General features: G+C 37.9%; 21 protein-coding genes and 1 pseudogene. 3 read left to right on the forward strand and 19 right to left on the reverse strand.

Going from position 1 to position 20,758, the window contains the following annotated elements; genetic code table 11:
* The 9 genes from prmA to gpr form a co-directional block, all read right to left on the reverse strand.
* Positions 1–721 (reverse strand): 50S ribosomal protein L11 methyltransferase (prmA, locus tag HPT25_RS00005; protein WP_173058297.1); only part of this gene is annotated, 721 nt, incomplete at its 3' end.
* An 18-nt stretch (positions 722–739) separates the two neighbouring features.
* Positions 740–1,873: a molecular chaperone DnaJ gene (gene dnaJ / locus HPT25_RS00010; protein ID WP_173058299.1), complete on the reverse strand. Its 1,134-nt coding sequence runs from the start codon at positions 1,871–1,873 to the stop codon at positions 740–742.
* Between the two features lie 143 nt (positions 1,874–2,016).
* Positions 2,017–3,846, reverse strand: a complete 1,830-nt coding sequence (gene dnaK / locus HPT25_RS00015) for a molecular chaperone DnaK (protein WP_173058301.1) — start codon at positions 3,844–3,846, stop codon at positions 2,017–2,019.
* A 33-nt stretch (positions 3,847–3,879) separates the two neighbouring features.
* Positions 3,880–4,488: a nucleotide exchange factor GrpE gene (gene grpE / locus HPT25_RS00020; protein WP_173058303.1), complete on the reverse strand. Its 609-nt coding sequence runs from the start codon at positions 4,486–4,488 to the stop codon at positions 3,880–3,882.
* A gap of 178 nt (positions 4,489–4,666) precedes the next feature.
* Complete coding sequence (gene hrcA, locus HPT25_RS00025; protein ID WP_173058305.1) at positions 4,667–5,695, reverse strand: heat-inducible transcriptional repressor HrcA; 1,029 nt, start codon at positions 5,693–5,695, stop codon at positions 4,667–4,669.
* A 117-nt stretch (positions 5,696–5,812) separates the two neighbouring features.
* On the reverse strand, positions 5,813–6,952 hold the full coding sequence (hemW, locus tag HPT25_RS00030; RefSeq protein ID WP_173058307.1) for a radical SAM family heme chaperone HemW: 1,140 nt from the start codon (positions 6,950–6,952) through the stop codon (positions 5,813–5,815).
* Positions 6,953–7,029: 77 nt separating this feature from the next.
* Positions 7,030–8,865 carry a translation elongation factor 4 gene (lepA, locus tag HPT25_RS00035; RefSeq protein WP_173058309.1) on the reverse strand — a complete coding sequence of 612 codons (1,836 nt, stop codon included), beginning with the start codon at positions 8,863–8,865 and terminating at the stop codon, positions 7,030–7,032.
* 124 nt (positions 8,866–8,989) lie between these two features.
* Entirely contained in the window at positions 8,990–9,316 is a 327-nt protein-coding gene (locus HPT25_RS00040; protein ID WP_173058311.1) for a DUF3679 domain-containing protein, read from the reverse strand.
* Positions 9,317–9,606: 290 nt separating this feature from the next.
* Positions 9,607–10,722 carry a GPR endopeptidase gene (gpr, locus tag HPT25_RS00045; RefSeq protein WP_173058313.1) on the reverse strand — a complete coding sequence of 372 codons (1,116 nt, stop codon included), beginning with the start codon at positions 10,720–10,722 and terminating at the stop codon, positions 9,607–9,609.
* Positions 10,723–10,939: 217 nt separating this feature from the next.
* Here gpr and rpsT point away from each other — a divergent pair, with 217 nt between their 5' ends.
* Positions 10,940–11,200 carry a 30S ribosomal protein S20 gene (gene rpsT / locus HPT25_RS00050; protein WP_173058315.1) on the forward strand — a complete coding sequence of 87 codons (261 nt, stop codon included), beginning with the start codon at positions 10,940–10,942 and terminating at the stop codon, positions 11,198–11,200.
* Between the two features lie 37 nt (positions 11,201–11,237).
* On the opposite strand, the gene holA is transcribed toward rpsT, so the two are convergent.
* Positions 11,238–12,254, reverse strand: coding sequence for a DNA polymerase III subunit delta (gene holA / locus HPT25_RS00055; protein WP_173058317.1), 1,017 nt, complete (start codon positions 12,252–12,254; stop codon positions 11,238–11,240).
* Between the two features lie 302 nt (positions 12,255–12,556).
* On the opposite strand from holA, the gene HPT25_RS00060 reads away from it, so the two are divergent.
* Positions 12,557–12,691 (forward strand): YqzM family protein, encoded by a 135-nt coding sequence (locus HPT25_RS00060; RefSeq protein ID WP_173058319.1) that lies wholly within the window; start codon positions 12,557–12,559, stop codon positions 12,689–12,691.
* Positions 12,692–12,761: 70 nt separating this feature from the next.
* On the opposite strand, the gene HPT25_RS00065 is transcribed toward HPT25_RS00060, so the two are convergent.
* The 3 genes and pseudogenes from HPT25_RS00065 to HPT25_RS00075 all read right to left on the reverse strand — a co-directional run bounded on the left by HPT25_RS00065 (position 12,762) and on the right by HPT25_RS00075 (position 16,352).
* Entirely contained in the window at positions 12,762–15,092 is a 2,331-nt protein-coding gene (locus HPT25_RS00065; protein ID WP_173058321.1) for a DNA internalization-related competence protein ComEC/Rec2, read from the reverse strand.
* 95 nt (positions 15,093–15,187) lie between these two features.
* Positions 15,188–15,634: pseudogene (locus tag HPT25_RS00070) on the reverse strand (ComE operon protein 2); the annotation flags it as partial.
* Between the two features lie 70 nt (positions 15,635–15,704).
* A complete protein-coding gene (locus tag HPT25_RS00075) occupies positions 15,705–16,352 on the reverse strand; it encodes a helix-hairpin-helix domain-containing protein (RefSeq protein ID WP_173058325.1) in 648 nt (215 codons plus the stop codon).
* 86 nt (positions 16,353–16,438) lie between these two features.
* Here HPT25_RS00075 and comER point away from each other — a divergent pair, with 86 nt between their 5' ends.
* Complete coding sequence (gene comER, locus HPT25_RS00080) at positions 16,439–17,263, forward strand: late competence protein ComER (RefSeq protein ID WP_173058327.1); 825 nt, start codon at positions 16,439–16,441, stop codon at positions 17,261–17,263.
* 68 nt (positions 17,264–17,331) lie between these two features.
* Here the strand turns inward: comER and HPT25_RS00085 are convergent, their stop codons facing one another.
* Genes HPT25_RS00085 through aroE form a run of 6 tightly spaced genes read right to left on the reverse strand, consistent with a single transcriptional unit; the run spans position 17,332 to position 20,706 of the window.
* The gene (locus HPT25_RS00085; RefSeq protein WP_173058329.1) at positions 17,332–18,084 is read right to left on the reverse strand and encodes a class I SAM-dependent DNA methyltransferase; all 753 of its coding nucleotides are present in this window, start codon (positions 18,082–18,084) and stop codon (positions 17,332–17,334) included.
* Positions 18,081–18,437 (reverse strand): ribosome silencing factor, encoded by a 357-nt coding sequence (gene rsfS, locus HPT25_RS00090; protein WP_173058331.1) that lies wholly within the window; start codon positions 18,435–18,437, stop codon positions 18,081–18,083. The genes HPT25_RS00085 and rsfS overlap by 4 nt, the downstream gene beginning before the upstream one ends.
* Positions 18,437–19,006, reverse strand: coding sequence for a bis(5'-nucleosyl)-tetraphosphatase (symmetrical) YqeK (gene yqeK, locus HPT25_RS00095; RefSeq protein WP_173058333.1), 570 nt, complete (start codon positions 19,004–19,006; stop codon positions 18,437–18,439). Before yqeK ends, rsfS begins: the two co-directional genes overlap by 1 nt.
* Positions 18,996–19,565, reverse strand: coding sequence for a nicotinate-nucleotide adenylyltransferase (locus HPT25_RS00100; RefSeq protein WP_173058335.1), 570 nt, complete (start codon positions 19,563–19,565; stop codon positions 18,996–18,998). The genes yqeK and HPT25_RS00100 overlap by 11 nt, the downstream gene beginning before the upstream one ends.
* Before the next feature lie 17 nt (positions 19,566–19,582).
* The gene (gene yhbY / locus HPT25_RS00105) at positions 19,583–19,873 is read right to left on the reverse strand and encodes a ribosome assembly RNA-binding protein YhbY (protein ID WP_173058337.1); all 291 of its coding nucleotides are present in this window, start codon (positions 19,871–19,873) and stop codon (positions 19,583–19,585) included.
* Positions 19,867–20,706: a shikimate dehydrogenase gene (gene aroE, locus HPT25_RS00110; RefSeq protein WP_173058339.1), complete on the reverse strand. Its 840-nt coding sequence runs from the start codon at positions 20,704–20,706 to the stop codon at positions 19,867–19,869. The genes yhbY and aroE overlap by 7 nt, the downstream gene beginning before the upstream one ends.
* Positions 20,707–20,758 lie beyond the last annotated feature (52 nt).

The raw sequence follows: 20,758 nt of genomic DNA on the forward strand, positions 1-20,758 counted from the left end.
TTTCTTCCACACTATCGAGCAGATTATTCTGCAAAACTGTTACCTTCTCATGTACTTTATTGAGTTTTGCATTAATTTTTGCTGTAGTTACTGCTACCTCATCAAGGTCATATGCCCTTACATCCTCAGCATCAAGCATCGCAGCCGCTATACTTAATACTCCTGATCCGGTACCAACGTCAATCACACGATCACCTGGAAGAACAGTCCTTTCAAGTGCTTGTATACACATGACGGTCGTAGGATGTGTACCTGTTCCAAAAGCCATGCCGGGATCTAACTCAATAATTAATTCATCGCTGCTGACAGGGTGATAAATTTCCCATGTCGGTACTATGGTAAAACGCTCGGAGATTTTGACTGGATGATAATATTTTTTCCAGGCAGTTGCCCATTCTTCTTCATTTACTTCACTTATGGTAACTTTATTTAATCCAATATCAATATTATAAATGATAAGGTTATTAATGGCTTCCTTAATTGCCTCTACAGTCTCACCTAAGAAGCTATTTACAGGTAAATAAGCTTTTACAATGACGCCTTCCTCTGGATAGTCACCGGGATTGAGCTGGTAGATTTCTCCGAACTGATCTTCTCTTGTCTTTGTCAATTCAAAGGGATCTTCGATCACTACACCACTCGCACCCGCTTCATGCAGGATATTAGATATAGGCTCGACAGCTTCATTTGTTGTGTGGATACTGATTTCAGACCACTTCATATCTACCAACTCCAATCCTTACTCGCCTTTAAAGGCCCGTTTTACTTTTGAAAAAAAGCTCTCTTCATGTTCACCAAGCGGCGCATTCCCACTAATGTCACCAAATTCACGCAATAGCTGTTTCTGCTTGTCAGACAACTTTGTTGGGGTAATTATTCTCACTTGAATATGTTGATCCCCAATACCATAACCACGGACATTTGGAACACCTTTTCCTTTTAAACGGAATCTTGTTCCTGTCTGCGTTCCTGCTGGTACTTTTAACTTCACTTTACCATGTAATGTTGGTACTTCGATTTCATCACCTAATGCTGCTTGAACGAAAGTGATTGGCATTTCACAATAGATGTCATCGCCATCCCTTTCAAAAAACTCATGAGGACGAACATGGAAAACAACATAAAGGTCCCCAGATGGTCCTCCATTAACTCCTGCTTCTCCTTGCCCTGCCATGCGCAACTGCTGACCGTCATCAATTCCTGCCGGTATTTTCACATGGATTTTCCGGTGTTTTTTCACTTTTCCCTTGCCGCCGCAAGTGGAACATTTTTGTTTTATTTCTTTACCTGTTCCATTACAGTATTGGCATGTTCGGCGGTTAACGATTCTGCCAAATGGTGTATTTTGTTCCACGCTTATTTGTCCGGATCCATTACAATGGCGGCATGTTTCCGGTTTTGTACCCGGTTTTGCTCCTGAGCCATTACATGTTTCACAAGTTTCTTCTCGCGGAATTTCGATATCTGTTTCTTTTCCAAATGCTGCTTCTTCAAACGATACCGTCATGGTGTACTGAAGGTCAGCACCCTGCCTAGGCGCATTCGGATCTCTTCTGCGGGAAGAGCCGCCGCCGAAAAATGTATTAAAAATATCTTCAAAGCCGCCAAAGCCCCCAAAATCTGCTCCACCACCGAAACCGCCAAAGCCCTGATTTGGGTCAGAATGGCCAAATTGATCATAATGTGACCTTTTTTGATCATCACTTAATACTTCATAAGCTTCAGTGATTTCTTTAAATTTATCGGCTGCATCTGGTTCTTTATTAATATCTGGGTGATATTTTTTCGACAGCTTGCGATAAGCTTTTTTTATTTCATCCTTAGAAGCACTTTTTTCAACCCCAAGTACTTCATAGTAATCCCTTTTACTCATGATTACCACTCCCGAATCTTTCACATAAAGACTATTTTAACACCCTGAAGAAGTATAGTGCAATAGAAAAGCATTATTTGATAACAAAGAAAAAGCCAAAGCCTCTATAGACTGACTTTGACTTTTTCTCTTGAATTTGCCGCTTACTTTTCGTCTTTTACTTCTTCAAATTCCGCGTCTACAACATTGTCGTTTTTACCTGCAGTATTTTCGGCCGCATCTTCTCCTTGCTGCGCCTGACCTGCTGCTTGTTGATACAACTTAACAGTTAAGTCTTGAACAATTTGCTGTAACGCATCCTTTTTGGCACGCATTTCTGTTAAGTCATTTGCTTCAATGGCCTTCTTCAAAGCATCTTTAGCTTCATTTGCATTGGAAACTTCAGCAGCATCCACTTTACCTTCAAGGTCTTTTAATGTTTTTTCTGTTGTAAAGACGAGTTGATCTGCTTCATTGCGAAGCTCTGCTTCTTCTTTACGAAGTTTGTCTGCTTCTGCATTCGTTTCCGCTTCTCTGACCATTTTTTGGATTTCTTCATCAGAAAGACCTGTGGATGATTTAATGGTAATTTGTTGTTCTTTATTTGTTCCAAGGTCTTTGGCACGTACGTTAACAATACCGTTTTTATCAATATCAAACGTTACTTCGATTTGCGGTATTCCACGCGGAGCCGGAGGAATATCTGCTAATTGGAAACGGCCTAAAGTTTTATTGTCGGTTGCCATAGGACGTTCACCCTGAAGAACGTGAATATCAACAGCTGTTTGGTTATCAGCAGCAGTAGAGAATACTTGTGATTTTGATGTTGGAATTGTTGTATTGCGATCGATTAATTTCGTAAACACGCCACCCATTGTTTCGATCCCTAATGAAAGTGGAGTTACATCAAGTAAAACAACATCCTTCACGTCTCCTGTTATAACGCCGCCTTGAATCGCAGCACCCATTGCTACTACTTCATCCGGGTTAACACCACGGTGAGGCTCTTTTCCAGTCGCTTTTTTAATTGCTTCCTGAACAGCTGGAATCCGTGTTGATCCGCCAACTAAAATAACTTTATCAAGGTCTGCAGCTGTTAATCCCGCATCACTAAGCGCTTGGCGAGTAGGTCCCATTGTACGTTCAACTAATTGAGCGGATAATTCCTCAAATTTTGCTCTTGTCATTTGTACATCCAAATGAAGTGGGCCAGCAGGACCTGCAGTAATAAACGGCAAGGAAATTTGTGTAGAAGTTACACCTGAAAGATCCTTTTTCGCTTTTTCGGCAGCATCTTTTAAACGTTGTATAGCCATTTTATCTTGAGAAAGGTCAATGCCATTTTCTTTTTTAAATTGTTCAACGAGATAATCAATGATCACTTGGTCGAAATCATCTCCGCCAAGGCGATTATCACCTGCTGTTGCTTTTACTTCAAACACACCGTCTCCAAGTTCAAGAATAGATACGTCAAATGTACCTCCACCAAGGTCATATACAAGGATGGTTTGATCTTGATCTGTTTTATCTAATCCATAAGCCAGTGCAGCTGCAGTCGGCTCATTGATAATTCTTTCAACTTCAAGCCCGGCAATTTTACCAGCATCTTTCGTTGCTTGGCGCTGAGCATCATTAAAGTAGGCGGGAACCGTAATAACCGCTTTTGTTACTGGTTCCCCAAGGTAATCTTCTGCATAAGATTTTAAATACTGAAGGATGATGGCAGAAACTTCTTGAGGAGTATAATTCTTGCCTTCAACCTCCACTTTGTAGTCTGAACCCATATGACGTTTAATCGAAATAATCGTATTAGGGTTTGTAATAGCCTGGCGTTTCGCTACTTCTCCTACCTGGCGCTCACCATTTTTAAAGGCAACAACAGATGGAGATGTACGGTTACCTTCAGGATTAGGGATTACTTTTGCTTCCCCGCCTTCGAGTACAGCCACACAAGAGTTCGTTGTACCTAAATCGATACCAATAATTTTACTCATTGCCAATTTCCTCCTTAAACTATTATGTAAGTTCTATTGATTTACTTTAACCATCGCAGGTCGAATCACTCGATCCTTTAATACATAACCTTTTTGGAATTCTTCAATAACAATGTTCGGACCATAATTTGTATCTTCACCTTGCATAACCGCATGGTGCTGATGCGGATCAAATTCCTTGCCTACAGTCTCAATGGCTTCGACACCTTCTTTTTTTAATGCATCAAAAAAGCTGCGAAATACCATGTCCATTCCCTGAAGCAATGATTTTGTCTGCTCATTTTCCGCTTCAATGTTCAAAGCTCGTTCAAAGTTATCTAATACTGGAAGTAATTCCGCAATTAATTTTTGCGCCCGATATTTTTCATTAGACTCTTGATCCAATCTTGTTCGGCGGCGAAAATTTTCAAAATCAGCATGCAAACGCAAATAACGATTTTCAGCTTCTTCCAGTTTATGATTTAAGGCTTGAATTTCTTGAAGATAGTCATTTACCGAATTAGACTCTTCAACTGTTTCCGTCTTCGACTTCATCGTTTCAGCTGCCTCATCAATCGCACTTTCTTCAGTAAGTTCAACAGTTTCAGCATTATTGAATTCTTCTGTTGTTTCGTCTAGTGTATGTTTCTTTTCATTCGTCAACTTACTCACCTCCCTTAAAGCATGAGATCCATTTATTTAACCCGAATGTTGATTTTAGTCCCAATCAACGATTGGAAAAAACAACAATGTGCTTTAAATAGCCTATTTTAAAAATACATTCGCATAGGAATATGGGTGAAATGGAAGGACATTTCACCCTTACTCAATATTACCAGTGTTAATTACTTTGATACAATTTGGTTAAAACAGCTGTTAAATCCTTGCTTATAAATTGCAGTAAACTGATAACTCGAGAATATTCCATCCTTGTTGGTCCAAGTATAGCAATTGTTCCTAATTGTTCATTGCCGGCTGAATATGAGGCAGTAATCAAACTACAGTCATCCATTGCACTATTATTGTTTTCACTGCCAATTTTAACATGGATGCCTTTTGTATCTTTTCTTAGATTAGAGATCCATTCCTCTTGATCGATGATTGTCAGTAAGTTACGTACTTTCGAAATATCATGAAATTCCGGAATACTAAGCATATTCATCTTGCCGCCAAAGAAAAGTTTCTCAGTTGTCGGTACTTTTAACAACTGCGCAAATATGTGCAGCATTAAGTCATAATCATGTATATGCTGTTTTAAAAGCACGGCAACTTCCTTGTAGATTTTATCATTTAAATCTTCCAACGGAACCATTGTTAGACGTTCATTAAGTATATTAACCATCTTTTCAATGTCACTGGCATCGATCGATGATGGAAGTGAAAAAGTTCTGTTCTCAACATGCCCTGTATCTGTTACAAAAATGGCTACAGCCGTCTCTTTATTTAAAGGAACGATTTGTATTTTTTTCAACTTATTTTCGTTTACCGTAGGACCAAGAACAATGGATGTATAGTTAGTCAAATCAGATAAAATTTTCGCGGATTTTTGAATAATTTCTTCAAATTCAAAAATTTTCTCTGCAAAAATAGACTGAATAACGGAAATATCGTTCCTTGTTAAAACCTGAGGCGAAAGCAAATGGTCGACGTAATAGCGATAACCTTTTTCAGATGGAACACGTCCTGATGAGGTATGAGTTTTCTCTAAGTACCCCAAGTCTTCAAGATCGGCCATTTCATTTCGAATTGTTGCCGAACTAAAGGATATCTCTTCTTTCTTCGACAAACTTCTTGAGCCGACAGGTTGTGCAGATCGAATAAAGTCATCAACAATAACCTGAAGAATCAACAATTGACGATCTGTTAACAACTAGCATCACCTCTGTTAGCACTCATTGTTACCGAGTGCTAATTATACTAATAAATTATCAAAAAAAGGGGGAAGGTGTCAATCAAAAAGAACATCTTTCATCTTCTTGTTAAAAAATTACACCACACCCAAAAAAGCTTGAAATACTTCATTTCCCAGGAGCCGACCTTGTTTAGTTAAATATATATTATCCCCTTCAACTTCTATCCACTTTTTCTCCGACAACTCATTGATTTCATTTTGAAACAACTTAAGAGGGTCTTCTAAAAATTTATGGTGAAACTGTGTGATGGAAACACCCTCTGCTTTTCTTAATCCTAAAAACATTTCTTCTTCCATTTGTTCTGCTTTTGTTACTTGATGGTTTTCGAAAACAGGAGCCTTGCCGCTTTTTAAACTTTCGATATATTTATTCACAGGCCCTATATTAGAACGTCGGAAGCCATTTACATAACTATGGGCACCAGCACCAAAACCATAATAATACTCATTATCCCAATACGTTAAATTATGCTTACTTTCATACCCCGTGCGGGAAAAATTACTGATTTCATATTGCTGGAAACCATGTTTTGTCATCTCATCCATCAATACTTCGTACATTTGTGCTTCCAAATCTTCCCCGCCTATCGGAAGTTTACCTTTTTTCATTAAATTATAAAAAATCGTCTTGGGCTCAATGATTAATGAATAGGCGGAATAATGAGGGATATTCAAGGAAAAAGCGGTCATTAATGTTTCTTTGAAATCAGCCATCGTTTGTGTCGGCAAGCTGTATATTAGATCGACGCTGATATTTTCAAAACCGGATATCTTTGCATTTTCTACCGTTTGAAAAACATCTTTTGCCCGATGGACACGACCGATTCTTTCCAATAGATCATCATTAAAAGTTTGGACACCTAAACTGAGTCGATTCACCCCTGCATCCCTTAATATTTGCAGTTTTTCTTTCGATAAATCTCCCGGATTGGCTTCAAATGTAAACTCTATATTCTTTGCTTTAGGTAAATGGTTGTTAATACTTTCACAAAATCGGCTGAGCTGTCGTTCGTTTAAGGATGTAGGTGTCCCACCCCCTACAAAAATCGAGTGTAATTCGGCAGCAGGAAAAGACTCGAGTGTCAGCTTCATTTCTTTTTCAAGGGCATCTAAGTAGTCATTTACTGGCTGACCTTTTAAAAACACCTTATTAAAATCACAATAATGGCAAATATGCTCACAAAAAGGGATATGCAAATATGCAGCATTGATCATTCTTTACACCATACTTTCTTAGTAGTAAAAAGAGGCAGGAATCGCCTTTCCAAAGGCACCTCCTTACCTCCTTGTGATTATTTTTTGGAATTATTATCATCCATCTTCAAGACAGCCATGAAAGCTTCCTGAGGTACCTCTACTGAACCAACCTGCTTCATCCTTTTCTTACCTTCTTTTTGCTTCTCTAGCAACTTCCGTTTACGGGATATATCTCCCCCGTAACATTTTGCCAAAACGTTTTTCCTCATGGCTTTAATAGAAGAACGCGCTACGATTTTAGTACCTATTGCAGCTTGAACCGGAACCTCAAATTGCTGTCTCGGAATTAATTCTTTTAATTTTTCTACGATGACTTTCCCGCGTTCGTAAGCGAAATCTTTGTGGACAATAAAGCTTAATGCATCCACTGTTTCCCCATTTAATAAAATATCCATCTTCACGAGCTTTGAAGGTTTGTAGCCAATCAATTCATAGTCAAATGATGCATAGCCTCTTGTGCTTGATTTTAATTGATCAAAGAAATCATATACAATTTCAGACAACGGAATTTCATATATAATGCTTACACGATTTTCATCCATGTACTGCATATCAATAAAAATTCCCCGCTTTTGCTGACACAGTTCCATGATGGCTCCTACATAATCATTCGGAGACATAATAGCCGCTTTTACATAAGGCTCTTCAATTCGGTCAATTTTTTGCGGATCCGGCATATTCGACGGGTTATCTACATTGATTTGTGAGCCATCTGTCAAATGAACATGATAGATTACACTTGGTGCTGTTGTAATTAAATCGATTTTAAATTCCCGTTCGATCCGTTCCTGAATGATTTCCATATGAAGCAGTCCAAGAAATCCGCAGCGGAAACCAAATCCTAAAGCCTGTGATGTTTCAGGTTCAAATTGCAAGGCCGAATCATTTAATTGCAATTTTTCCAATGCTTCGCGCAAGTCATTAAATTTCGCAGTATCAATTGGATAGAGACCGCAGTATACCATTGGATTCAATTTCCGGTAACCAGGTAACGGATCGGTTGACCCATTTTTCGCATTGGTAATGGTATCACCAACACGAGTATCAGCCACATTTTTAATGGAAGCAGTTAAGAATCCTACATCACCTACTGATAATTCATCTCTAAGAACAGCTTTTGGCGTAAATACTCCAACTTCGGTAACTTCAAATTCTGCTCCGGTAGCCATCATTTTGATTTTATCGCCAATTTTTACGGTTCCATCTACCACACGAATGTATGCAACGACTCCGCGGTAGGCATCATAAAGCGAATCAAAAATCAATGCTTTTAGTGGTGCATCTGGGTCACCAGAAGGGGCAGGAACATTTTCCACAATCTGCTCAAGTATCTCTTCGATACCGATTCCAGCTTTTGCAGAAGCAAGAACTGCTTCTGAAGCATCTAGGCCGATAACTTCTTCTATTTCGTTCCGAACTCGTTCCGGATCAGCGCTTGGCAAGTCAATTTTATTAATGACCGGCAGAATTTCCAAATTGTTATCAAGTGCCAGATAAACATTTGCCAGTGTTTGTGCTTCAATTCCTTGTGCAGCGTCTACAACCAGGATGGCTCCTTCGCATGCAGCAAGACTTCTGGAAACCTCGTACGTAAAGTCGACGTGCCCAGGGGTATCAATCAAATGAAAAATATATTCTTCGCCATCTTTTGCTTTATATTTCAGCTGTACGGCATTTAATTTAATCGTTATACCGCGTTCTCTTTCCAGATCCATTGAGTCCAACAGCTGGTCTTTCATTTCGCGTGAAGACAGCGCATTTGTTTTTTCAAGAATTCGATCAGCCAATGTTGATTTACCATGATCTATATGAGCAATGATTGAAAAATTTCTGATTTTATCTTGTCGTTTGAGTCTTTCTTCTCTGTTCATTTCGTTCACTCCTACTATTCTCGCACAAGTACACTATTTTTGATTATATCAGCAGGAGAAATAAGATTCAATCAAAAGCGAAAGCGCCTGTTCTTTTTTGGGGACCAAGGCGCTTTTTTATTTCTTATTTTGTTATTTGATCAATCATTTTGGCCGAAGCATTGGTTAACCCATCTGACATTTTCCTTCCGATTGACGAAAAAAAATTAACTGCACTGAGCTCTTCTAACTTTTTCTTTTTTGCATTCATATCATGACTTGAGAGATCATTTTCAAGTATGGCGGCATGTTGGTTTTGATCTTCTCCTTGAAGGGAAATGACGTTATTTTTTTGGGGGTCTTCATATCCTTTCATTTTTTGAATTCCATTATTCGCCATTTGCATACCAGTTAGTACGGCAATAAACAAAAGGGAAAATAAACAAAAACTTTTAAAGATAAACATTTTCATAAAAATACTCCCTTATCATTATTGTTTATTGGCTGTTTGCTCTGTATCCTTGTTTAATTTTTAGCCTGCCAGTAATAGCCACTTCATACATCAGCAAGAGCATCTTCCGACCTGTTTAATTCCTCAAAGGTATTATTCCCTCACCGAACTCAATTAAAATCGCTCTGATTGGATCAACATATTCATTCTAGTAAATCTTATGACATTACTAGAGTTAATAGACCCATGAAATCAGAAATATGGCTTAGTACCTGACAAAAAGATGAATAGGCATGCCCATTCTAAGTTTTTTATCTTGTAAAATAACCCGCATTCTCCTGATCAATAGAGCTATGCAGGGATGAATTTAATCCGTTGGCAATCAGGTTAGCCATATCCTCAATAAAAACGTCAACTTCCTTTGGCGTTACCATTAAATTATGACCAAGTGGGGATAATACCTCATAAATTAATTTTCTTTTTTCATCTTCTTGTAAAGTTCCGATAATGCCAAGGAATGTTTTTCGATGTTTTTCATCCGGCAGATCTTCATCAGTCAATTTTTGACGTTTCCCAAAATTCATTCCTGCAGGAGCCAGCGCCCTTGAAGGCTTATTCCCTTCACGCATTTCTTTACCAAAATGTTTCAATATAAAGTCAATGGTATCGCTTGTGATTGACACAGCGTCAACTACAGTCGGAACACCAATGGCAATGACGGGAATTCCCAAAGTTTCTTTACTTAGTTCTTTTCGTTTATTCCCCACCCCCGAACCAGGATGAATACCTGTATCAGAAATTTGAATGGTAGAATTCACTCTTTCAATAGAGCGAGAGGCTAAGGCGTCAATAGCTATAACAAAATCGGGCTTCGACTTTTCAACAACACCAAAAATAATATCGCTTGTTTCAATTCCGGTAAGACCCATAACCCCTGGTGCAAGTGCACTTACTGAACGGTATCCTTCGTCAATATTTTCCGGCTGCAGTTGAAATAAATGCCTTGTGATTAATAAATTTTCACAAACCATCGGTCCAAGAGCATCTGGTGTTACATTCCAGTTGCCGAGACCGACGATCAAACAAGAATCTGTTTTTTTGACTCCGCTGCTTTCTAGAAAATTGGAAAATTCCCCAGCAAAAATTTCTTCCACTTTTTTCTGTACATCTGTGTTTTGATCACGAATACCTTGAACTTCAAGTGTTAAGTATCTTCCCGCTTTTTTCCCTAATTGTGCTTCTCCTTGTTTTGTCACTTCTACTAATGAAATTTTTATATCGTCAATATTCTTTTCTTTTATGATGACTCCTTCAATTTGCGAAAGGTTCTCTCCCTGCTCTACGGATTGTGCAAGCACCATTTCTCTAGCTTCAATTGCCAAATCGGTTCGAACAGAGTATTGACTTAAATCAATAGCTTGCTTCATTGTGTTGTAACCTCCTGAATATTGGCTGTTTAAAGAACCTATTAACTATTTTCTCCCCCTTCGAAATAAAACATGCAAGGGAAAATGCTTAACACTATGTAATTTCTATATTGCAATATAATGCCCTGTTTGATAAAATATCTCTTGTTGCAATTAAATTGTTTATGATTGTAAGTCGAGTTCATATAGTCTCGATTCTTTACAGGAGGTGAAATTAATGCCTAACATTAAATCTGCGATTAAGCGTGTGAAAACTAGCGAAGCTCGTAATGCTCAAAATACGATGGACAAATCTTCTATGCGTACGGCTGTAAAGAAAGCAGAAGCTGCTCTTTCTGTTAAAGATGCTGCTGCTGCTAAAGAATCTCTAGTTGCTGCTTCTAGCAAATTAGACAAAGCTGCTGCTAAAGGTCTAATCCACAAAAATGCTGCTGCCCGCAAAAAATCACGTCTAATGAAAAAAGCAAACAGCCTATAATAAAAAAACGATTCCTTTTAAAGGAATCGTTTTTTTATTATTTATTTAATCGAAACAAAAGCATTTCAATCAAAAGGGATTTATTCATACCGCCTGTTTTCATTTGATAGTCAGCCTCTGCAAGCAGCCCAATTAGATGTCCCAACTCTTCATCTGAAAACCGGGAAGCTTGTCCGAGAGCAAGTTTCACACGAAAAGGATGTGTTTTAAGGTATCCAGCAATTTGCTGCTGCCCATAGCCTTTTCTGGAAAGCTCTTTCGCTTGATAAATCAGCCTAAATTGCCCAGATATCAAGGCCAATATTTTTAAAGGCTCTTCATTTTGCTTTAATAAATCATAATAAATCTTAAGTGCTTCATCTGGTTTACGCTGCACGATTCTTTCGATCAAAGTAAAAATATTTTGCTCCAAAGATCTTGCCGCTAATTTTTCAACTAAGTCTGAACTAATTCTTTTTTCTTCCGCTGCATATAATGAGAGTTTTTCCACTTCATTTGAAAGCATAAACATATTTGTCCCAACAAGGGTTAGTAAATGATCAACCGCATCTGCCTCGAATTCAATCCCGCAGGATTTGGCTTTATCTTTTAACCAATTTTTTAACTCTTGCTCCGTTAATTTTTTCGCTTCTATTAATTCGGCATTTCTCTTTAATTCTTTTGTTATTTTCTTCCGTTCATCAAGTTTTTCAAATGGAGCAGAAATAACTACGACTGTATATGGGGCCGGTTCTTTTATATATGCCTCTAGTTTTGTTAGATTATGATCAACCTTTTCTTTCGACTTTTCTGCTGTTAAAAAAACGGGGTTATGTAAAAAAATGACTTTTTTTTCGCCGAAAAATGGAAATGTTTCCGCATCCTCGATAGCCAATTCAACAGGGGTTTCCTCTAAATCATAAACAGAATAATTAAAATCCATTTCCTCTTCATTTAAAATTTGATGCAGAAGCATCTGCTTTGTTTCATTGATTAAAAATGCCTCTGTTCCATATAATAAATAAATAGGAGCAATTTCCTTTTGTTTAATTTTTCGCCAAATATCTAAAACCATTTCCAGCGCTCCTCATCATTTCACTCTTTACTATCGTAATGAAGTGCTGGTATTTTGACAAGTGTTAATAGGGGAATTGTCACTCCATTTAGAGCGCCAATTCCCGATCTATATAGAACGCCGACAATAACAGCCCTAGGATCCGTTATCGTCTGGCGGAAATTCATATTGTAATCATTATTTTGACCTTTGGATGGTCCAACTATTTTGACAACTCTTGTCAGTAAAGGAAACAGATTAGGAATTAACTGGATTTTTTAAAATAAATCGCTTATACTAAATGTGAAATAGGAGGTGTAGCTGTGAACGAATTTGAAAAAAATGTGCAAAGTAAACGGAACGATGCAATTGATTCCGGGGTAGGTTTCGGCGTTTCTTTTTTATTTTTTGCCATCATCTTTATTATTGCAACGGTTGTTAAGCAAATTGGTTCGTAAAATGGCTACATATGGTTAATAAAGAGGCTGTTTTTAAAGCAGTCTCTTTTTCATTTCTTATAGTCATATTTTATTGTAAATAGGGCAAAAAGGTTCCACTGCTTTTAAAAAATCGATAGGTTATGGCTCCTTGTTGATCAGTACGATAAATTCGCGTATTCACCCCTTGAAGAAGCTGCAATACTTCGGGATGTGGATGACCAAACCGATTATTTTCACCTGCAGAAATAAGGGTAACCTTCGGTTTGATTTTGTGGATAAACAGAGGGCTGCTGGAGGTTTTGCTGCCATGATGTCCCGCTTTTAGAACATCGACGGTTAGATTAGGGAATTTTTTTATAATTTTTTCCTCCCCTGTTTTGTCAAGATCTCCCCCAAAAAACCAGCTTAGTCCACCGATCTTAGCCAGAATCGTAAGAGAACCACGATTTCGTTCTCCCTTAAAATTTGTTTCCGGGGATAAAATAAAAAATGAATTCTGACCAACACCCCAATACATTCCTTTTGATCCCTTTATTACCGGAATTCCTTTTAGCTTTGCTGTGTTTATAATTTTCTGCTCTGTTTCTGATTCTTCCGCAACCGAAGGAAGAAGAATTTGTCTAACCTTAAGCTCCTTCATTAGAGCAATAGATCCTCCTACGTGATCCATATCACCATGTGACAAAATCAGCTTATCAATCTTTGTAACTCCTTTTGCTTTTAGAAAAGGAACAACAACATCTCTTCCCACCTCAAATGGTTTTTCCTTTTGCATCCATTTTTTATCTGAAAATATCATTGTCCCACCAGTATCAATCAAATAATCGCCCTGATTAAACGGAAGATGAATATAAATACTGTCGCCTTGACCAACATCAATCATCGTCACCTCACCATATGGATTGAGCCAATTCCATAAAGGTTGAAGTGTGAAGAGCAGGAGGCAGGAAAGTAGCAGATGTTCTTTCCATTTGTAGCTATACTTCGTCTCCCATAAATAAAATATTGAAATGATTAAAAGAATATAAATAATCAAAAAAGGCAAATTCGGCCTACCTGGATTAAAATTAGCAAAAGAACAACGGCTGAATATCTCCATTAGTTGGTTGGAAATATTTATAATTTCCGAGAAAATAAGAATGAAAATAGAAGGAGTAAAACCCACAAAAATTTGAATCAGGAACAATACATACAGACCCGGAAGATAAATAAATGAAAAAAGAGGAATAAAAATGATATTGGCAATGAAACCAATTAGTGATAGTTGAAAATAGTGGTATAGCAGGAAAGGAAATGCTGCTAATTGAGAAATTACAGAGGTTGCCAGCAACGGGGTCAATTTACCCAAAGCGAATGTATTTAATATTTGCCTAGATGACAAAATGATGGCAAAGCTTACGGAAAAGGAAAGCTGGAAGCCAATATCGTAAATAATGAACGGAGACCAGATTAAATATATCATTAGCGCTAAGCTGATCGCATCAATCGCTTGAAGTTTTATTTTTTTTCCCCATTTTACAGCTATTAGCACAAGAAACATCATCAAACAGGCTCGAATAACAGAAGGAGAAGCACCCGTTAAAATGACATAAACAGGAAGTATGAAAATAAGAAAATATTCCGTTGTCTGTCTCGTCAGCCCTATCCGGATACCCAAATAAAAAACCATTCCAATGAATAAGGAAACATGAAGGCCTGAAATAGCGAGAAGATGAACAATCCCAGTCTTTTGGTATTCATCAAGCAATTCCGGATTTATCATACTTCGATCCCCAAAAATGAGTGCCGCCGAAAGAGAAGCGATTTCCGGAGGAAAGTGATTCTCAAGGTAATGGACCCCTGAAAATCTAAGCTGTTTCATAAGAGTAATAGGTGTAGATTTCAATGTAGAGCAGCTTTGCAAGAGGTTTTGCTTAGTATCAACCAACCAATAAACCTGCTTTGCAGCCAAATAGCTGCGATAATTGAAGCCATTTGGATTTTTGGAAATTTTCGGTTTTCCCATGGTGCCTGACACCAAACATAGCTTGTTATAAAAAGAAGTATTTCCTAAGTCTTGTTTTTCTTTCTCGGAGTGGATTTGGTAGCGGATTAATAGGTTTTCGTTGTATTTTGTTTCTTTTGCAAATATTTGAAGAAGATTGCCGTCAATTTTAGGATCTTGGATATATTCGAGGTGAAAGGTGGTTTGATCTTCGGGGAGAGCAGTAGAATTTTTCATTTCAGCCCTACAGGTGATTAATGCAAAGAGAATCATGATTCCGACAATTGCCGACAGCTGAGGCTTTGAAAATCGTTTATATTTAAATAATAAATAAACATAAATCAAACTCAGAACGAAAAAAGAAAAAAAGTGAACCAGCACACTTAAAACAGCACATAAAGCAGCAATAGCAAAATAAATACATTTTCCATTCATAAACGATTCTTCTCCATTTACAGGATATTTAATGTTGTCAATGTAATACCGGCTTCTAAAAAGCCGGCATTACATTTGGATTATTGGTGAATCTTCCGAAAGTCAATCACTTCTTCTATTAGTTCTACCTTTTCAACCTTCACATTTGCTTGTTCAAATAGTTCAACTGCATATGGATGATTTTTATAATCCTCGGCATAATAAACCGTTTTAATTCCTGCCTGAATAATTGCTTTACAGCATTGAAGACACGGAAAATGTGTCACATAAATCTCTGATCCGTCTGTCGGCACCCCGAACTTGGCACATTGCAATAGCGCATTCATTTCCGCGTGAATCGTTCGAACACAATGGTTATCAATTACATAACATCCTTTATCAATACAGTGATCCCCGCCGGCAATTGAGCCATTATATCCACCGGCGATGATTCGTTTATCCCTGACAATTGTGGCCCCTACTGTCAGTCGTGTGCAGGTGCTCCTTAATGCCAACAAATGACTTTGCGCCATAAAATATTGATCCCATGAAATCCGGTCCACAATCTCCACCCCTTAAAACATTATGATATAAGTGTAAGACGGCTTGTTCCATTGGTCAAATCCAAAATGATCATACATCTATCAAATCTTTTAACTTTTCATAAGTTTTATCACCAATTCCACTAATATTTTTTAAATCTTCAATACTTTTAAACGGGCCGCTTTTATCCCGGTAGTCCAGAATCATTTTCGCTTTTGCCGGTCCAATCCCAGGCAGAGTTTGCAACTGTGTTTCATCTGCTTTGTTTAAATTTACTTTCGCTTGATTTTGTGAAGAGGTTCCAGATGGAGTTCCTCCTTCCTTAGTGACTGTGTTTGGCAAATCTGCCGTTTTCTCGCCTACTGCCGGTATGTAAATAACCATTTCATCCTTAACATGTTCAGCGAAGTTAACCTGGCCTTGATCCGCCTTATCCGTCAATCCCCCTGCACGAGCTATTACATCATTAACTCTTTCCCCTGTATTGGCCAAGTACACTCCTGGCTTCTTTACCTGCCCTTTTACATCCACCATCATTTTCTCAATCTGTTTTGGCTGTACTGTATTATTCTGGGATTCCGTTTTCTTTTCAACCATTTGAGTTTTCGTATTCGTATTTTGCGTTTGATTTGATAATGAAACCTCTGCACTATTGTCAGAAAAATAATATACACCTAATAATGACGCCAAAACTATTACAAAGCCATACTTTTTGTGTTGTATTATCCAGTCCTTCATGGTAATCCATCCTTTCTAAAGGTATATTTCATTAAGGGGGTTCATATTGTTATTAAAGAAACCTGCGCGCGAAGGAGGGTCGAACAATGAATCTGGGTATCATTGGTACCGGTAATATGGGAAGAATTTTGGTGGAGGCTCTTATTGAGGGAAAAGCCATCTCCCCTTCTTCAATGATGATCACAAATAGAACAAAATCAAAAGCGATGGTGCTTAAAAATAAAAATCGGGGCATTAAAGTCGGTGCTAACGCTAGAGAGGTGGCAGCGGCATGCGATTTAGTCTTCATTTGTGTAAAACCATTGGATGTATATAAAATTCTCGATGAAATACATCCATACATGACAAGAGAAAAATGTCTTATTTCGATAACAAGTCCTATCAGTACAAGCCAAATCGAAAGAAAAGTTTCATGTTCTGTTGCACGTATTATTCCCAGTATCACCAACCGAGCATTAGCGGGAGTTTCTTTAATAACGTACGGTGAACATTGCAGCATTAAATGGAGATCTGAAATTGAACAGTTAATGGAAAAAATCTCGAAACCAGTAGATATTGATGAAAAAATAACGAGAGTTGCTTCTGATATTGTCAGCTGCGGACCCGCCTTTTTCAGTTATCTGCTGCAGGCATTTATTAATGGGGCCGTAAAAGAAACCGGTATAGATGAGAAAACAGCTGTAACATTAGCCAGTGAAATGATTGTAGGCCTTGGTGAACTTTTAAAACAAGGACATTATACGTTAGCTACACTTCAGGAAAAAGTTTGTGTTAAGGGTGGAATCACCGGTGAAGGGATAAAAATTATGGAGAATGAACTCGGAAATTTGTTTGAACATTTATTTCAGGCCACACATATGAAGTTTAACGAAGATTTAGAAAAAGTTGAACTGCAATTTTCACCTCAGTAAATATTCGGGATATTCCTGCAAATTCCTGCAATAATTTTAGAAAAACAGCCATCTTTTTTAGATGGCTGTTATTTTTTAGCAACAAAAAAAATACGCTCTGACTTTATTTGCGGCGGCTCATGTTTAAAATCGGCACCAATTTCCATTACGGTAAATCCCGCCTCTGTTAACCACTTGGAATAATGCTCAATGGAAAAGGTCCGTTGGAAATGAAGTTCATCAAAACGGTCATACTTTTGAGTTTTCTCATCCAAAACAAAGAAGCTTAAATCATGCTCTACACTATTTGGGTACTCACCAGGGAAACTGTTCCATATATAGGAAACATCTTCCTCATTTTGCGCAAACGTTTGGCCAATAAAAATGTCGTTTATTTTATATAGCGAATGAACATCAAAGAGGAAAATGCCGCCCTCTTTCAAAAATTGAAACACATGGGAAAAAGTTGAGATTACATCTTTTTCCGTTTTGAGATAATTTAGCGAATCACAAAAAATACCAATTACATCAAATTGATCCAAACCATCTAATGCAGCCATATCCTGCTGATAAAATGGGATATGAACACCAGCATCCACTGCTTTCGCCTGAGCCACAGCAAGCATATCCTCCGAAAGATCAATTCCTGTTACTTTAAATCCTTCTTGTGCAAAACGTATAGAAAGCTCTCCAGTTCCGCATGCTAAGTCAAGTAAATGGCTGGTTCCTTCGTGACTGCTAAATTTCCCAAGGACGTCTTTCACAAATTTCACCCACTGATCATAAGGAGCATCACTCATAAGCTCATCATACAAGTAGGCAAATTGTTCGTAGCCGCTCATGAATTTAAACCACTTAGCACATCAACCTTAGGTGCATCCCCCCAAAGTCGTTCCAAATTGTAATAGGTTCTTTCATCGCGATGAAACACATGGGCAACAACATCACCTAAATCAATTAAGATCCATCTTGCCTCATCAAAACCTTCTATTCGTTTCACCGTGCAGCCATTTTCTTCTGCCTTTTCTTTTATTTCTCTTGCAATTGCCTGAACTTGTTTATCTGAATTACCATGGCATATGACGAAGAAATCGGCAATCAGCGAAATCCCCTTCATATTTAATGCCAGAATAGCTTCTGCACGTTTATCATCTGCAGCTTTTACTGTTACTTTTAGCAACTCTTGATTGTCCATTAATCAATCCTCCTGTTTTTTATTAAATCATTATACGTATGAAAAGTTTCCGGATATATGGTTTGAGTTTTTTTCATTAAAAATAAAATTGTATTCTGGACCGCTTTAATTAATGCTTCATCCAGATGATTCTCAGCTAAGCTTCTAACTTCCTCTACTCCAGGAAAATGCCGACCGGGTTCAATATAATCTGCAAGATAAATGATTTTTTCCAACAATGTCATCTCAGGTCTTCCGGATGTATGATATAGGATAGCATCTAATACTTCTCTATCGGTAATTCCCGCTTCTTTTTCTGTTAAATACGCTCCGACAGGCGCATGCCATAATTCGGAATTATAATCCAGCAAATCCTGAGGAAATCCTTGAGTTTTAATAATTTCCTTCATTTCTTCCTTTGGCCGAAATTTCGCATAATCATGAAAAATGGCCGCAAGTTCTGCTTTTTTTTCATCTGCACCAAAGCGTTTTGCTAAAGTGATGGCTGTTTCCATTACACCGAGCGTATGTTGATAGCGATGATCCGTCAATTGTTTTTTTACAATTGATAATGCTTCATTACGTTCCATATAAGTGCCTCTCTTTAATATAATCGATAACCGGATCCGGCAATAAGTATTGAACGTACTTTCCTGATAATAGTCTTTCTCTAATCATACTTGATGAAACTTCAAATGCCGGTACATCTACGTAAAGGATTGGATAGTCTGTCAATTGACTGTAGGATGGCCTTTCTACGCCTACAAATTGAACTAGCTCAATCAGTTCCTCAATTTGATGCCATTTTGGCAAATATTCAATCATGTCCGCACCAATAATAAAATAAAATTGATGTTCAGGATACCGTTCACGGATGATTCTCATCGTATCAACTGTATAAGATGGCCCTGTTCGATCGAGCTCGATCGCCTGTATTTCAAAGGCTGGATTATCTGCCAAGGCCAACTCAAGCATCTGCAGCCGTTCTTCATTATTTACTGCACCGGATTTTCTTTTATGCGGCGGTTCCTGGTTTGGCATGAACCAAATTTTATCAAGTTCTAATGCATGGAGAATTTCATTTGCAATTAAAAGATGCCCATTATGAGGCGGATCAAAAGTGCCGCCTAATATGCCAATTTTGTTCATGCCCGTCCTCCTTCCTGTTATGGAAGCGTAATTTGTTTATTTTCGACGGATTCTTTATATAGGACGATCGTATTTCCGATGATCTGTGCAATATCTGCCTCAGTCCCATCTGCAAGCTGCTCGGCAACTACTGATTTATCATCTTCACAATTTTGAAGCACACTTACCTTCAACAGCTCTCGTGCCTCAAGAGCATCTGCAATTTGTTTAATCATATTTTCATTTACGCCGCCTTTTCCAACTTGAAAAATCGGATTTAAATGATGGGCTTTAGAACGTAAAAATCTTTTTTGTTTACCAGTTAACATGAGTTTCCTCCTAGTTGTGTTAAGATATTATCCCTCATCCTTATTACATCAGGAAATATTCCCGTCCATTTTTCAAAAGCAAGTGCCCCTTGAAAAACAAACATATCAATACCGTTCTGGATACTTGCTCCTTTTCGTTTAGCATCCTGTAAAAATTGTGTTTCCAACGGATTGTATATAATATCACAAACCAAAGCTTGTTGCATTAAGTTTGTAAGCTCTATTGGCTGTTCAGCTGTTTTTGGGGACATACCGATTAATGTCGTTTGGATGATTAAATCATAATCTGCCAAATGGTTTTCTGCCTCTAATAAGGAATAGGCATTGGACACAACAGGATATGGACAAGATTGGATTAAATCACTAGCCTTATCAACCGTCCGATTGGCAATATCAATCCCCCGAGGATTTTCTTTAGCTAACGTAAAATAAATAGCTCGTGCTGCTCCGCCAGCTCCAATAACCAATATTTTTTTTCCTTCGATTGTAGGAATTTGTGTCATAAGTCCTTTTAAGAATCCTGGACCATCTGTATTATACCCGATTAATTTTCCACCTTCATTGACAACTGTATTGACAGCTCCAATATTCTCAGCCAATTCATCTATACCGTCAAGAAAAGGAATGATATTGCTTTTATGCGGTACTGTTACATTAAACCCGCCAACGCCGATTGCTCTTAAGCCATTGACAGCAGCTTGCAAATCATCATTCTTTACTTGAAAAGGAAGATAATGGGCATCTATATTATATAGTGAAAATAAATCATTGTGCATGACCGGAGACATCGAATGTGCTATTGGATCACCAATTACCGCAAACAGTTTCTTCATTTGTTTCTCCCCGCAAACTTATCTATTTAGACTTACCTGTATTATCACATTA

Origin of the sequence: Neobacillus endophyticus (genome assembly GCF_013248975.1) — a bacterium.
In the GTDB taxonomy this organism is placed as follows: Bacteria; Bacillota; Bacilli; order Bacillales; family Cytobacillaceae; genus Neobacillus; species Neobacillus endophyticus.